This is a genomic window from Bradyrhizobium sp. 4, assembly GCF_023100905.1.
In the GTDB taxonomy this organism is placed as follows: Bacteria; Pseudomonadota; Alphaproteobacteria; order Rhizobiales; family Xanthobacteraceae; genus Bradyrhizobium.
On record NZ_CP064686.1, the window covers coordinates 7362584 to 7376895 of the forward strand.

General features: G+C 65.1%; 12 protein-coding genes. 2 read left to right on the forward strand and 10 right to left on the reverse strand.

Annotated features, from left to right (window positions below):
• Nucleotides 1-7: 7 nt before the first annotated feature.
• A complete protein-coding gene (gene atzF / locus IVB45_RS35340) occupies nt 8-1825 on the forward strand; it encodes an allophanate hydrolase (protein WP_247357580.1) in 1818 nt (605 codons plus the stop codon).
• 111 nt (nt 1826-1936) lie between these two features.
• Here the strand turns inward: atzF and IVB45_RS35345 are convergent, their stop codons facing one another.
• The 10 genes from IVB45_RS35345 to ugpB all read right to left on the reverse strand — a co-directional run bounded on the left by IVB45_RS35345 (nt 1937) and on the right by ugpB (nt 13171).
• Nucleotides 1937-2659 (reverse strand): GntR family transcriptional regulator, encoded by a 723-nt coding sequence (locus IVB45_RS35345; RefSeq protein WP_027565933.1) that lies wholly within the window; start codon nt 2657-2659, stop codon nt 1937-1939.
• A 4-nt stretch (nt 2660-2663) separates the two neighbouring features.
• Entirely contained in the window at nt 2664-3056 is a 393-nt protein-coding gene (gene hpxZ / locus IVB45_RS35350; RefSeq protein ID WP_007615793.1) for an oxalurate catabolism protein HpxZ, read from the reverse strand.
• Nucleotide 3057: 1 nt separating this feature from the next.
• The gene (locus tag IVB45_RS35355) at nt 3058-4455 is read right to left on the reverse strand and encodes an AtzE family amidohydrolase (protein ID WP_247357579.1); all 1398 of its coding nucleotides are present in this window, start codon (nt 4453-4455) and stop codon (nt 3058-3060) included.
• A 7-nt stretch (nt 4456-4462) separates the two neighbouring features.
• Nucleotides 4463-4642: a DUF4089 domain-containing protein gene (locus IVB45_RS35360; RefSeq protein ID WP_007615797.1), complete on the reverse strand. Its 180-nt coding sequence runs from the start codon at nt 4640-4642 to the stop codon at nt 4463-4465.
• A gap of 19 nt (nt 4643-4661) precedes the next feature.
• The gene (locus tag IVB45_RS35365) at nt 4662-6401 is read right to left on the reverse strand and encodes an ABC transporter ATP-binding protein (protein ID WP_247357578.1); all 1740 of its coding nucleotides are present in this window, start codon (nt 6399-6401) and stop codon (nt 4662-4664) included.
• Between the two features lie 103 nt (nt 6402-6504).
• Nucleotides 6505-7404, reverse strand: coding sequence for an ABC transporter permease (locus IVB45_RS35370; protein WP_247357577.1), 900 nt, complete (start codon nt 7402-7404; stop codon nt 6505-6507).
• Between the two features lie 8 nt (nt 7405-7412).
• Entirely contained in the window at nt 7413-8426 is a 1014-nt protein-coding gene (locus IVB45_RS35375) for an ABC transporter permease (RefSeq protein WP_018456013.1), read from the reverse strand.
• Between the two features lie 298 nt (nt 8427-8724).
• Entirely contained in the window at nt 8725-10347 is a 1623-nt protein-coding gene (locus tag IVB45_RS35380; RefSeq protein WP_247357576.1) for an ABC transporter substrate-binding protein, read from the reverse strand.
• A gap of 259 nt (nt 10348-10606) precedes the next feature.
• Nucleotides 10607-11566: an aminoglycoside 3'-phosphotransferase/choline kinase family protein gene (locus tag IVB45_RS35385; RefSeq protein ID WP_247357575.1), complete on the reverse strand. Its 960-nt coding sequence runs from the start codon at nt 11564-11566 to the stop codon at nt 10607-10609.
• A 222-nt stretch (nt 11567-11788) separates the two neighbouring features.
• On the reverse strand, nt 11789-13171 hold the full coding sequence (gene ugpB, locus IVB45_RS35390) for a sn-glycerol-3-phosphate ABC transporter substrate-binding protein UgpB (RefSeq protein ID WP_051462636.1): 1383 nt from the start codon (nt 13169-13171) through the stop codon (nt 11789-11791).
• 143 nt (nt 13172-13314) lie between these two features.
• Between ugpB and IVB45_RS35395 the strand changes: the two genes are divergently transcribed.
• Nucleotides 13315-14310 (forward strand): TRAP transporter substrate-binding protein, encoded by a 996-nt coding sequence (locus tag IVB45_RS35395; RefSeq protein ID WP_027565940.1) that lies wholly within the window; start codon nt 13315-13317, stop codon nt 14308-14310.
• The last annotated feature ends 2 nt before the right edge of the window (nt 14311-14312 follow it).

The following is a 14312-nucleotide window of genomic DNA, read 5'->3' on the forward strand; positions in this document are numbered from 1 at the left end:
TGTCGCCATGAAGGCTGAAATGGGGGCTGAGCAGCCTGAAACGATCGCCGCGATCGTGGCCGCGCATCGCGCGGGCACGCTCACACCGGCGCAGACGGTCGCACGCACCTATCAGCGCATCCGCGACCACAATGATCCCGCCGTCTTCATCAGCCTGCGCGACGAAAAGGACGCGATCGCCGAGGCCGAGAAGCTCGCCACCAAGGAGGCCGCCAGCCTGCGGCTCTATGGCGTGCCGGTGGTGGTGAAGGACAATATCGACGCGCTGGGATTTCCGACCACCGCGGCGTGCCCGGCCTTCTCGTACATCCCGACACACGATTCGACCGCGGTTGCGCGGCTGCGCGCCGCCGGCGCGATCATCATCGGCAAGACCAATCTCGACCAGTTCGCGACCGGCCTTGTCGGCGTGCGCTCGCCCTACGGCATCCCCAGGAATGCGATCCGCGATGACCTCATTCCCGGCGGATCAAGCTCGGGATCGGCCGCCGCCGTCGGCGCCGGGCTGGTGCCACTGTCGTTAGGTACCGACACCGCCGGCAGCGGCCGCGTGCCGGCGATGCTCAACAACATCGTCGGTCTCAAGCCGAGCCTCGGCATGATTTCGACCGCTGGCCTGGTGCCGGCGTGCCGGACGCTCGACTGTATCTCGGTGTTCGCCCTGACCGTGGACGACGCCGCGCTGGCGCTCTCCGTGATGGCAGGTCCCGATCAGGCCGATCCGTTCTCGCGCGACCGGCCGCTTGGCGCGATCACCCCGCTTCCGGCAAACCTGCGCCTGGGCGTGCCGCGCAGCGGACAGTTGATCTTCTTCGGCGACAAGAAGGCGGAAGCGGCTTACGCCGAGGCGCTGAAGCGCTGGACCGCGCTTGGGGCAACGCTCGTCGAATTCGACCTCGAGCCGTTCTATGAGACGGCCCGACTGCTCTACGAGGGACCGTGGGTCACGGAGCGGTATCTCGTGATCCGCGACCTGCTGGCATCCGCGCCGGATGCCATCCATCCCGTGACGCGCGAGATCACCGCGGCCGGTGCGCGGCTGACTGCGGCGGACACCTTCTCCGCGCTCTATCGTCTGCAGGGCCTGCGCAAGATCGCCGAACGCACCTTCACCAATATCGACGCGCTGGTGCTGCCGACGGCGCCGACGGCCTATACGACCGCGCAGGTGCTGGCCAATCCGGTCGAGCTCAACAGCCGGCTCGGCACCTATACCAATTTTGTCAATCTGCTCGACCTCTGCGGTCTCGCGCTGCCGGCGGCGATGCGCGCCGACGGCGTTCCGTTCGGCATCACAATTCTTGCACCCACCGGCCACGACGCGCTGCTCGCGAGCATCGGCCGCGTGTTCCATGCCGATACCAAACTGACGCTTGGCGCAAAGGGCGCGGCACAACCCGCGCTGGCGCCGCTTGCCGCTGATAGCAGCGACGAGATTCCCATCGCCGTAGTCGGCGCGCATCTGTCCGGCATGGTGCTGAACAGCGAGTTGAAAGCCCTGAACGGCCAGCTGATCGAGGCGACCAGGACCGCGGCAGACTACAAGCTCTACGCATTGAAGACCACGCCGCCGAAACCGGGCATGCTGCGCGTCGAGGCCGGCAAGGGCGCGTCGATCGAGCTGGAGATCTGGTCGCTGTCGTCGTCCGCCTTCGGCAAGTTCGTCAACGCGATTCCCGCGCCGATGGCGATCGGCACCGTGCGGCTGGCGGATGGCCGCAGCGTGAAGGGATTTCTCGTCGAGCCCGAGGTGCTGGGCGAGGCTCGCGACATCACCGCGTATGGCGGCTGGCGGAAGTATATGGCGGACGCTGCGACAGCGTAGGTCTCCTAGGCTGGGCAAAGCGAAGCGTGCCCACCATCACCGTCAGCTTGGGTAGATGGTGGGCACGGCGCTTTGCGCCTTTGCCAACCCTACGGCACCGTGCGCGCGGCCCTAAACCGACACCGCGTAGATCTCGTACTCCCCGCGCACCAGCTCGATATGCGCACGCATCGCGGCGGCGGCGCCCTGCTTGTCGCCGCGCATGATGGCGACGACGACGCGATCGTGTTCCGCTTGCGACTTGGCGAGACGTCCGAGATTGCGGAACTGGGCGCGGCGGAACGGCTGCACGCGCACGCGCGTCGCCAGCGTGATCTCGGCGATGTAGCCGTTCTGCGATCCCGCATAGATCGCATTGTGGAAGCGCTCGTTGACCTCGTGGAAGCGATCGGGGTTGCCGGCGTAGCTCAACACCCGCAGCTCTTCGTGGATGGCTTCCAGACCGTGACGCTCGGCGGCTGACATGCGTTCGGCGGCAAGGCCCGCGCACAGCGCTTCCAGCTCCGCCATCGCCTCGAACATGCCCGTCAGCCGTTCGAACGAGGGCTGCGCCACCACCGCGCCGCGATGGGCGCGCGCTTCGACCAGGCCGCTTGCCACGAGCTGGCGCAGTGCTTCCCGCACCGGCGTGCGCGAAACGCTGAAGCGGCGCGCGATGTCGGTCTCGTCAAGCGGCGCGCCAGGCGGCAAAGCTCCGCGCACGATCTCGTCGGCGAGCTGCAGGCGCAGCTCCTCGGCGCGCGTGACCTTGTGCGCTGATGGCGACGCCCGGTCGACACGCGGCACCGCCGGTTCGGCCGGCAGCGCTCCGGGCGGAAGATCGTCAAGCGTCATACGGTCAGGTCTCTTTCGACTCGTCGATGATGCTGACATGGGCGGCGACGACGCGCCAGCCCTCCGGGAATTTTACCCAGGTCTGCATCTGCCGGCCGACCTTACCCGGCATCGTGTCGCGATAGAACAGGGTGGAGGCGACCGCGGTGTCGCGGCCATAGCTGGTGATCACGGTTTTCGCGGTGCGGCGATTGAGGCCGACCGGCGAGCGCCCGGCGCGAAAGCCGGAGATCGCTTCATAGCCGTAGAGGTTCTCGCCGATGCCATAGCGCAGCGTGCGGGGATCGTTGCGGAAGAGCTCGCCGAGCACCGCGACGTCGTTGGTGATCAGGGCCTGCTCATAACGCTCGAACGCGGCTTTGACGTCCGCGATCACGTCAGGGAGATCGATCTCCATCTCAAAATCCTTTTGGGCTGGGCGCGGCGGCGACGCCCATCTTCTCCAACGCGTACGCGACGCGCAACGCGATGTCCTCGCGCCAGGGCGCGGCGATGATCTGCACGCCGATCGGCAACGGTTCGAGCGGCACCGGCACGGCGACGACCGGGAGGCCGATGAATGAGATCGGCTGGGTGTGGAGGCCGATATTGGCACGCACCGGCAGCTCGACGCCACCGAGATGGAAATTGACCTGGCCGAGCTTCGGCGCGGTGCATGGCGTCGCCGGTGCAATCAGCACGTCGACGGATTTGAAAATCTCCGCGAATTGCGTGCGATACCAGCGGCGGAATTTTTGCGCGCGGTCGACCAGCGGCGCCGGCACCATGGCGCCCGCGATCAGCCGGTCGCGCACGGCGGGATCGAAATCGTTCGGTCGCTTGCGCAGCCGATCGAGATGCAGCGAGGCGCCTTCTGTGGTGGTGATGACATAGGCCGCCGCGCGGGCACGCGCGGCTTCCGGCACGTCCACCACGCGCGTGGCGCCCAGCGCCTTGGCGACGCGGCTGACGGCTTCGACGGCTTCCGGAAACAAATTGGTTTGGAAGTAGCCGCCGGCGATCGCGATGCGCAGGTCCGAAACCGGATTGGCGAGCAGCGGCAGCGTCGGCTCCAGACCACGTGTGGTGGTGCAGGCGGCGTCGTCCGCATCCGGCCCCTGCATGGCGTCATAGGCCAGCGCGAGATCGGTGACGGAGCGCGCGAACGGGCCGAGATGATCGAGGCTCGCGACGAACGGGAACGAACGCGCACGCGAGAGCCGGCCATAAGTCGGCTTCAGGCCGAAGATGCCGCAGAACGAGGACGGCACGCGGATCGAACCGTTGGTGTCGGAGCCGAGCGCGATCGGCACCAGCGCGCCGCCCACGGCGCTGCCCGAGCCGCCGGAGGAGCCGCCGCTCATCCGCGTGGTGTCATGCGGATTGCGCGAGGGACCGTCATGAACGTTCTCCCCGGTGAAGTCATAGGCGTATTCGCCCATGTTGAGCGCGCCGACCAGCACGGCGCCGGCCGCTTCCATCCGCTCGATCAGCGTGGCATCGCGCGTGGCGGGCACGCGGTCTCGGTTGATCTTCGAGCCTGCGCGCGTGGCGAGGCCTGCGACGTCGAACAAATTCTTGACCGCGAAGGGCACGCCGGCCAATGGGCCGACGGCCTTGCCGGCGGCGATATCGGCATCGATCGCGCGCGCTTTGGCACGGGCGCGATCGGCGGTGATGTCGGTAAAGGCGTTGAGGATGGTGTCGTGCTGCTTGATGCGCGCAAGCGCGGCTTCGGTCGCATCGAGCGCGGACATCTTGCGGCCCGCAACCGCGCTTGCGATCTCGGAGGCCGTCATCTCTGGCTTGGTCGTCATGGCGGCGTCAGACCGTGAACACGGGCGCTGGCTCGGTCTCGTCCGGCAGCGCGAATTCGTCGACGAGGCGGCCGAGCCGCAGCGAGACCTCAAGATTGGCGCGTATGGACGACCTCCATGCTTCCTCGACGGGCAACGCCAACGCTTTGGTGACAGCGTCGATATAATCGTCCAGCGGTTCGGCCATCACGCTCCCAAACAAGCTCTCAGTGTGCGCCCTGTATCTGCAGCGGCGGATGCGGGATCGCCGTCAGCAGCTCCTTGGTGTAATCGTCCTGCGGATCGCTCAAGACCCTCTCGGAAGACCCTTCCTCGACGATTCGACCCGACCGCATGACAATGACACGATCGCACAGCAAGCGCACTACGTTCAAATCATGCGAGACGAACAGATAACTCATACCTAGCCGCGCCTTGAGGTCCTGGAGCAGATTGAGGACCACAGCCTGGACCGAAACGTCGAGCGCGGCGGTCGGCTCGTCCAGGATGACGAGTTTCGGGTGCAGGGCGATGGCGCGGGCGATGCCGACGCGGGCCTTCTGGCCGCCCGACAATTGGTGCGGAAAGCGATCCAGCAGATTGTGCGGCAGGCCCACCATGGTGGCGAGCTCCTCGCAGCGAGCGCGGAGCGCGTCGCGCCCCCTGATGTCGCCGAGCTGCATGATGGGATCGGCGATGGCGCGCACGGCGGTGAAGCGCGGGTTGAGGCTGTCGGTCGGGTCCTGGAACACCATCTGGATGCGGCTGCGCTGCGGCAGACGCGCGAAGCCGGCGGGCGCGATGGCGCCGATGTCCTCGCCGTCGAACTGGATCAGGCCCGAGGTCTGGTCCAGCAGCCGCATCACCATCATCGACGTGGTCGATTTGCCGCAGCCGGACTCGCCGACCAGGCCGACGCTCTCACCGTGACCGATCGAGAAGCTGATGCCGTCGACGGCGCGGAACACATCCGGCTCCACCGGCGGCTTGCGGCCGAACAGTTTGCCGAGCGTGGCAGTGGCGCCCTGACGGGGATATTCCTTGACGAGCTTGTCGATGAGGAGAAGGGGCGTCTTGCCCGCCGGGACGATCGGAGCCAATTCCGCGGATGCTGCGCTCGTGGCGGCGAGTGCTGCGCCTTCCTCCTCCAGCAACAGATCCCGCAGGCTCACGCCGAGGCGCGGCGTCGCGCGCATCAGCTTCTTCGTGTAGGGGTGCTGCGGGTTGGCGAAGATGTCGGCCGCCTTTGCGGTCTCGACCACCCGGCCCTTCTCCATCACCACCACGCGGTCGCAATAGGCGGCGGCAAGGCCGAGGTCATGCGTGATCAGGATGGTGGACATTGCCTTGCGCTTGGTCAGCTCGACGATCAGATCCATCACCGCCTTCTGCGTGGTAACGTCCAATCCGGTCGTCGGCTCGTCCGCGATCAGCAGTTGCGGATTGCAGGCGAGCGCGAGCGCGATGACGACGCGCTGGCACATGCCGCCGGACAATTCGAACGGATAGGCATGATAGCGCTCGCGCGGGCGGGCGATCTTGACCTGCTCCAGCGCCTCGATCGCCTTTTCGCCGCGGTCCGAAACCATGGCCTGCTGGACATGGGTGCGCAGCACGTCCTCGATCTGGTCGCCGACTTTCCGGATCGGGTTGAGCGCGGCGCGCGGGTTCTGGAAGATCATCGAGACTTCGCGACCGCGCAAATCGCGCATCTGGTCTTCGGTCGCGGCCTTGACGTCGATGCCGGAGAACATCACCGAGCCCTCGGCAATCCGCCCGGCACGGTCGAGGATGCGCATCACCGCGTACGACGTCACCGACTTGCCGGATCCGGACTCGCCGACGATGGCGAGCGTCTCGCCCTTCGCAACGGAGATGTTGACGTGCTGCACCGCTTTGACGATGCCGCGGCGGGTGGTGAATTCGACGGTGAGGTCCTGGACGTCGAGCAGCGGCTGGGCGGTCATGGGCACCTCCCAAACAAAAACGTCGAAAACAACCCCATGCACAGTAGAACGGGATTGATTTCATTGGATAATTTTGAGCGAAAATTTGAACGGAATCCAGCCATCACGTCCTCCGCTGGGGGTCGACGATGTCGCGCAGGCCGTCCCCGAGGAGGTTGAAGCAGAACACGGCGATCATCAGAGCGAGGCCCGGGAATAGCGCGATCCACCATTCGCCTGACACCATGAAGCCGGCGCCTTCGGCGACCATGATGCCCCATTCCGCCGTCGGCGGACGGACGCCGAGGCCGATAAACGAGAGGCCGGCGGCATTGAGGATGGCGTAGCCCATGGTAAGCGACATCTGCACGATCATGATCGGCATGATGTTCGGCAGGATATGCACGAGGAGAATGCGGAATTCGCCGTTGCCGGACAGACGCGCGGCCTGCACGAAGCCGGCGTTGCGGCGGACATTGGCTTCGGCGCGCGCGACGCGGGCATAGAGCGGAAAGTTCACGATGGCGGTGGCCAGGATGATGTTCTGCACGGTGTTGCCGAGCGCGGCGACGATGCCCATGGCGAGCACGAACAGCGGGAATGCCATGATGGTGTCGGCGATGCGGCCGACGATGCGATCGGTCCAGCCGCCGAAATAGCCGGCCGCGATGCCGGCGAGCCCGCCCATCAGGAACACCAGCGCGACGGAGGCGACCGCGATGAACGTATCGAGCCGCGTCGCCACCACGACCCGGCTGAAGATGTCGCGGCCTAATTGGTCGGTGCCGAACCAGTGCGCGGCCGAGGGCGGCTTCAGCGACGCCGCGGTGTCGGACGCCAGCGGGTCATATGGCACCACATAGGGGCCGAAGATCGCGGCAAGGAGGATCACGATCAGCAGCGCGAAGGCGAAGCCCGTGACCTTGTTTTCGCCGAGCACGTAGCGGGTCTGGTCGAGCAACGCGACGAACCCTGACGTTCGCGCGGGACCGACAGGTTCAACAGCAGGCGCAACGGAGCTCATTGTGTCCCCTACCCTTCCAGCCGCACGCGCGGATCGATCACGCCATAGAGAATGTCGATCACCAGATTGAGCAGCACGTACATCACCGCCATGGTCAGCACGAAACCCTGCACCGGCGCGAAGTCCGACGAGATCAGCGCCTCGACCGCATAGGAGCCGATGCCTGGCCAGGCGAACACTTTCTCCACCAGCACGTTGGCGCCGAGCAGGAACGAGAACACCATGCTCAGCGTGGTGATGACCGGAAGCATCGCGTTGCGGAAGGCATAGGTGACGATGACGGTTGCCGGGGACAGGCCGCTGGCGCGCGCGGTGCGCACGAACTCGGACGACAGCACCGCCAGCATCGAGGCGCGCGTCATGCGCGCGATTGGCGCCAGCGAGAAGATCGCAAGCGTCGTCGCCGGCAGGATCAGCTGGCTGCATGCCGAGCGGAACGCCTCGAAGTCTCGCGCGATGAGGGTGTCGATCAGATAGAAGCCTGTGACCGTCGGCGGCGCGCTATAGAACACATCGAGCCGGCCGAGCGGCGCGGGCGACCAGCCGAGCCGGAAATAGAAGACATAGACCAGCACGAGGCCGGTGAAGAACACTGGCAGCGAGACGCCGGCCGTCGTCGTCACGCGACAGAGATGGTCGACCCACGATCCCGGCCGCGTCGCCGCCAGCACGCCGAGTGGAATCGCGATGACGACCGAGACGATGAGGCCGAGCAGCGTCAACTCGGCGGAGGCCGGCAGGCGGTTGCGGATCTCGGCTGCGACCGGCTGGCCCGTCGTGAGCGAATTGCCGAAATCGCCATGGGCGAGATCGTTGGTGTAGCGGAAGAACTGCTCGATCAGCGGCTTGTCGAGGCCGAGTTTTTTCCGGATCTGCTCCACGGCTTCCTTCGTTGCGGCGGGCCCAGCGAAATACGCGGCGGGATCGCCCGGCAGCGCGCGGGTCAGCAGGAAAGTGACGATGACGACCCCGATCAGCGAGGGAATTGCGAACATCAGGCGCTTGCCGATCATGGTCAGCATGGGGTTGCGCTCCTGCTGCTCTGCATTTGTGGGCGGGTTCGCGCCACCTGCTCCGCTGCGCCCCCTCTCCCACGCAACCGGGGTCTACCCCGGTTGCGCATTGGTGATTGGCGCAAGTCGGGCAGGCCCGACTTGCGATGGGAGAGGGTTGGGGTGAGGGGTAGCCCCAAGCGGGGTCGGAGTTCGTGGCTACCCCTCACCCTGCCCCCCTCCCACAAGGGGAGAGGGAATGAGAGAGCGGTGGCCGCCTCACTCAGAAAGAGAGTCGATGACGCGACCATCTCGCCCACTACCCCCCTCACCCCTTCGCCATCGCGCGATAATCCAGGCGGCGGTGGAACCAGTATTGGTAGCCGCTGATGTTCTTCTGCATCGCGACGTTGACGAAGGGCTGGTACAGCGGGATGCGCGGGATGTCGCTGTAGGCGAGGTCGACGAAGCCCTTCACGTCGGCGTCGTAGGTCGCGGTGTCACCGGTCGCGGCAGCATTCCGCGCCCCGTCGATCAGCTTGTCCATCTCCGCCGACTTGTAGCTCATGGTGTTGAAGACGGAATTATTGCCGTGATAGCACCAGTAGAAGAAGTATTCGGGGTAATCGAGCCAGCCCGAGAACACGTTGGTGAAGAGCGGCATCTCCTTCTTGTTCAACTCGGTGCGCCAGTTGGCGCCGGGCACCTTGTTGATGGTGGTCTTGATGCCGATCTGGGCCAGGCTCTCCTGCACCAGCACGCAGAGCGGCTCGTTGACGCCGGCGAAGTTGAGGTCGAACGAGATCGTGGTCTCGAAGCCGTTGGGATAACCGGCTTCAGCCAGCAGCGCCTTCGCCTTGTCCATGTCGGTGTTGAATTTGTGCGGCTGCGGCCAGGCGACTTCGGTCGGCTTGTCCTTGGCGGCCCCGAACATGGGATTGGCCAGCCCGAACATCACCGCGTCCATGATCTTCTGATAGGGAATCGCGTAGGCGACCGCCTGACGCACTTTGGGATTGTCGAACGGCGGCTTGGTCACGTTCATGCCGATATACTGGATGCCGTTGGAGAACGGCAGCGACACCACGTTGAGCTTGCCGCTCGCCTTCATCTCCTGGAAATCCTTGAACGGCAGCTCGTAGGAGATATCGGCGTCGCCACGCTCCAGCAGCGCGCGGCGATTGCCGGCCTGCGGCACCATGCGCCAGATCACGCGCTTGATCTTCGGCAGCGGGCCGCCGACCCAATCGTCGTTGCGCTCCATCACCACTTCGGTGCCGGCGGTCCACTTCGTCACCTTGTAGGCGCCGGAGCCCGCGGTCTGCTGCTTGGTGAATTCGAGACCCCAGGGATCCTTCTCGCTGGCATTCTTCTTCACCAGCTCGGAGTTGATGATGCAGGGCACGATCACCGCGAGATCGGGGATCGTCAGCTTGTCCTTCTTCAGGAAGTCGACACGCACCGTGTAGTCGTCGATCACGACGAACTGCTCGGGCTTCGTCAGCGAGCCCGCGCTCATCTGGAAGGTGGGGAAGCCGCCGACGCTGACGGCGCGGTCGAGCGACCACTTCACGTCCTTGGCGGTGACGGGCGCGCCGTCGTGGAATTTGGCGTTCTTCTTCAGCTTGAAGGTGACCGACATATCGTCGATCTTGAACTCCTCGGCGAGCTCGCCCTTGAACTTGTCGCGGTCGTAATAGGGCACCCCGCCGGGGCCGGTCTTCATCTCGTGGCTGAGCAGGCGGTCGTAGCAATTCCAGGACACCTCATAGCCGGGCACGTTGGTGCCGACGCCGTGGATGTCGAGATTGTTGGGGCCGCCTTCCGAGACGATCAGCAGCGTCTCCGAGCGCGCATCGGCCATCGCCGACGAGATCACGGACGGCATGGCCGGAAGCGCCGCGCCTGCGGCCAATCCGGAAACGGACTTGAGGAAATCGCGGCGCTTCATAAAATGGCTCCAACACAAAGTTTTCTGGTTGGAACTGGATTCGCAAGGTTCGTGCCAAGGCTTAATGAGAGTTTAAAACAACATAAGCCACTGATATAACCGCGTAAAATGGCCATTACTTCGACTGTCGATCAGAAGCCGATCTCCAGCGCGTTGCATACAAAGAAGCAGATTTGCATATAAAATGGGCTTTCTGGAACGCTCGCTCATTGCGTGGGCGCATCTCGTCCCAAGTCACTCGGCTACCGATCCGCGGCAATCACCCCGGCCAGATCAGCTCCTGGAGCTCGACCAGATCGTCGGCCTCGTCCTGCCAACCCTCGATGCAGATGTGGTTGTTGAGGTCGCTGGCGCGATGCAGCAGCATCAGCGCCATCAGGCGCCGCTTGAGTGAATAATCGAGCTTCGCATAGCCAAAACCCTCGAGCAGGCTGCGCACCCTCCCCGGCCGGCCCGCTGCCATGAAGGCGCTGGGGCCGAGCAGATCGTAGTCGCGCCATCCCGCCAGCACGTCGCCGAAGTCGAACAGGCCGGCGAGCGACCATTGATCATTATGGCAGGCGAGCAGGAAGTTCTCCGGAATGTATTCGCCGATCAAGATCACCGGCGGCGCATCGATGGGAATGAGCGCGGCCGCGTCACGCAGGAGGTCGTCGAGGCCGGCGAGGAATTTTGGCGCCAGGCCGAGACGCGTGTGCCGCGCCTTGCAGCCCTGCATCTGGGCCCGCATGAAGTCGGCCCAGCGCGGCTCGATCTGCGCGAGCGGACCGAGCGGCGCGCGCTGCACGGTGGCGATGGTCTCGCCGATCTGGCGCAGCACGCGCTCTCTCTGCGCTTCCGCCAACGACGGCCAGACCTCCGAACCGAGCGTGCCGGCAAGGCGTGTGATTGCGAGATAAGGCCAGCCGTCGCGCTCGCCTTCCGCGACGATCTCGGGGATCGGCAAATGGAGGCGGCCGGCAAGCTGGGTCAGCGAGCCGTGCTCGGAGACGAATTGCGCGCGGAGCAGCGGCGGGAAGATTTTCAGGATCAGGTGATCGCCGAAGCCGACGACGAGATTGGTGCCGGTGGCAAACACGTGCGGCGCGCTGACATCGAGACCGTGGCTGCGGGCGATGTCGATGGCGATCGGCAGCCATCGCGGAGGGTCGGCGCGAAAGGCGCGAAAGGCAGCAGCGTCGGTGAAAGTCGGCAAGATTTGCGATGGAACGCTGGTCATGCGTGCCCGATCAGGCAAGCAGGTTTTGGTTGATTTGATGCGCGCCAAGCAGACGGTGCACCTTTCCCGCTTGCGGGGGAGGTCGGCGCGAAGCGCCGGGTGGGGGTTCTCTCCTCTGGGGGATTGTCCCTTTGCGGAAAGACCCTCTCCCCAACCCTCTCCCGCAAGCGGGAGAGGGAGCGCACTTCCTTCGCGGTTAAAGAGAGGTCCAATCTGAGAACTCTACCGATCCGGGCTGGCGCGCTCGAACTGGCGCAGGATCTTGTTGCCGCGCTCGACCGCGGCATCGAGCGCGGCTTGCGCGCTCTTGCGGCCGGCAAAGGCCTGCTCCAGCTCGTCCTCGATCGCGCCGCGGATCAGCACGAAGGAGCCGAGCCGGATGCCCTTCGAATTCTCCGTCGGCGGATGCAGCGTGATCTCCTCGAACGACATCGCCGAGCCCGGATTGCGCTCGTAAAACCCTTGCGCGCGCGTCAGCTCGAAGGCGGCGCGGGTGACAGGCAGATAACCGGTGTTCTGGTGCCAGGCGGCCTGCACGCCGGGCTGCGACAGATAAGCGAAGAATCGCGCCACCCCCTTGTATTCCTCGCGCGGTCGATCGCGCAGCACCCACAGCGTGGCGCCGCCGATGATCGAATTCTGCGGCGCGCCCTTCACGTCGGGCCAATACGGCATCATGCCGTAGCCGATCTCGAACTTCGAGTTCGCCTTGATGTCGGCGCGCGTCGCCGAGGAGCCGATGAAGATGCCGCATTCGCCGTTCTGGAAGCGCGGCTCGGCCGACTGGCCGCGGCCGCTATAGTCGAACACCTTCGTCTTCTGCCACTCGCTGAGCTCGGCGACGTGACGCACGAGAGACGGATTGTTGATGGTCAACTCGGCATCGAGCGCGGCAAAGCCGTTGGTCCGCGTCGCCAGCGGCAGATTGTGAAACGCTGAAAAATTCTCGACATGGATCCAGGACGGCCAGGACGTGGTGAAGCCGCACGCCGCGCCGCGATCGCGCAGGCGTTTAGCGGCAGCACCGAGCTCCGGCCAGGTCTTCGGCGGCGCCTCCGGATCGAGCCCTGCGTCGCGGAACATGGTCTTGTTGTAATAGAGAATCGGCGTCGACGAATTGAACGGGAAGGACAAGAGATTGCCGGCCGCATCGGTGTAGTAGCCGGAGACCGCGGGAAGATAGTCATTGAGCGAGAACGGCTCGTTCATGTCCCGCATCAGGCTGAACACGGGATAGATCGCGCCCTTGGCCGCGGTCATGGTGGCGGTGGCGACCTCGTTGACCTGGACGATCGCGGGCTGGCTGCGCGAGCGGAAGGCGAAAATCGCGGCCGTGACCGTCTCGGTGTAACTGCCCTTGTAAGTCGGCACGACGCGATAGTCCGGCTGCGAGGCGTTGAAGTCGGAAGCAAGCTTCTCGAGCTGGCGGCCGAGTTCGCCGGACATGGCGTGCCACCACGCGATGTCGGTCGCGGCCCGCACCGGCGCGGCCAAGGAGAGGGCCGCAAGGGCGGCGATGACCTGCAAGAAGCGCAATGCTGAAATCACGATGGCTCTTTCCGTATCGCGCGACGACGGCGACCGTCCCTGCTTAAGGCGCGGCATTTGCGGTTTCAACCGGGAATGAGCGCCGGCCGCGCCGCACAATCACGCCGAAGCCCCGGGCGGGATGGCCTTCCCCCGACCATCTGCTAGATTGCATTGAACCTTTTGCTCCCGCCATAGACTCCACCACTGAGGGGTTGAGTGTGCCAGTGTTGAACCGTGCCGAACGCTCGCGGACCGGGGTGATTTTCGTCGCGCTTCTGATCGCCATCTGCGCGACGGGGGCCGCTGCGCGGGAATTCCGCGCCGCCGACACCCAGACCGAGGATTATCCGACCGTGCAGGCGCTGCGCTACATGGGCGCCCTGATCGCCGAGCGCAGCGGCGGCCGGCACGAGGTCAAGGTGTTCCACTCCCGCCAGCTCGGCGAGGAGAAGGAGACCATCGAGCAGACCCGGGTCGGCGCGATCGATCTCAACCGGACCAATGTGGCGCTGATCGGCAACTTCGTCCCGGCGATGAACGTGCTGGCGATGCCGTTCCTGTTCCGGTCCATCGAGCACATGCAGAAGGTGCTGGACGGGCCGATCGGCGGCGAGATCCTCGGCAGCTTCGAGCCCTATGGCTTCGTTGGCCTCGCCTTCTACGATTCCGGCGCGCGGTCGATCTACAACGGCGCCCGCCCGGTCAGAAACGTCGCGGACCTCAAGGGATTGCGGATCCGGGTGCAGCAGTCGGAGTTGATGAGCCAGATGATCCGCGCGCTCGGCGCGGAGCCGGTCGAGATGCCCTATGGACAGGTGCTTGCCGGGCTTGCCAACCATCTGATCGACGGCGCCGAGAACAACTGGCCCTCCTACGTGACGACGGACCATTACAAGCATGCCGGCTATCTCGCGCTCACCGAGCACACGATGAGCCCCGAAGTGCTGGTGATCTCGCTGAAGGCGTGGAAAAGCCTGTCGGCCGACGACCAGACCATCTTCCGGGAAGCCGCGCAGCGCTCCAGCCGATTCATGCGCGAGAAATGGCGCGACCTCGAGGAGCAGTCGCAGCGCAAGGCGGAAGAAGCGGGCGTCACCATCGTCAGGGATATCGACCGCAAGCCGTTCGAGGACGCGATGGTCGCGATCTACACCAAGGCCGGGCAAGATCCGGCCGCGGCCGTGCTGATCGAACGCATTCGCAAGGTGGAGTGAGG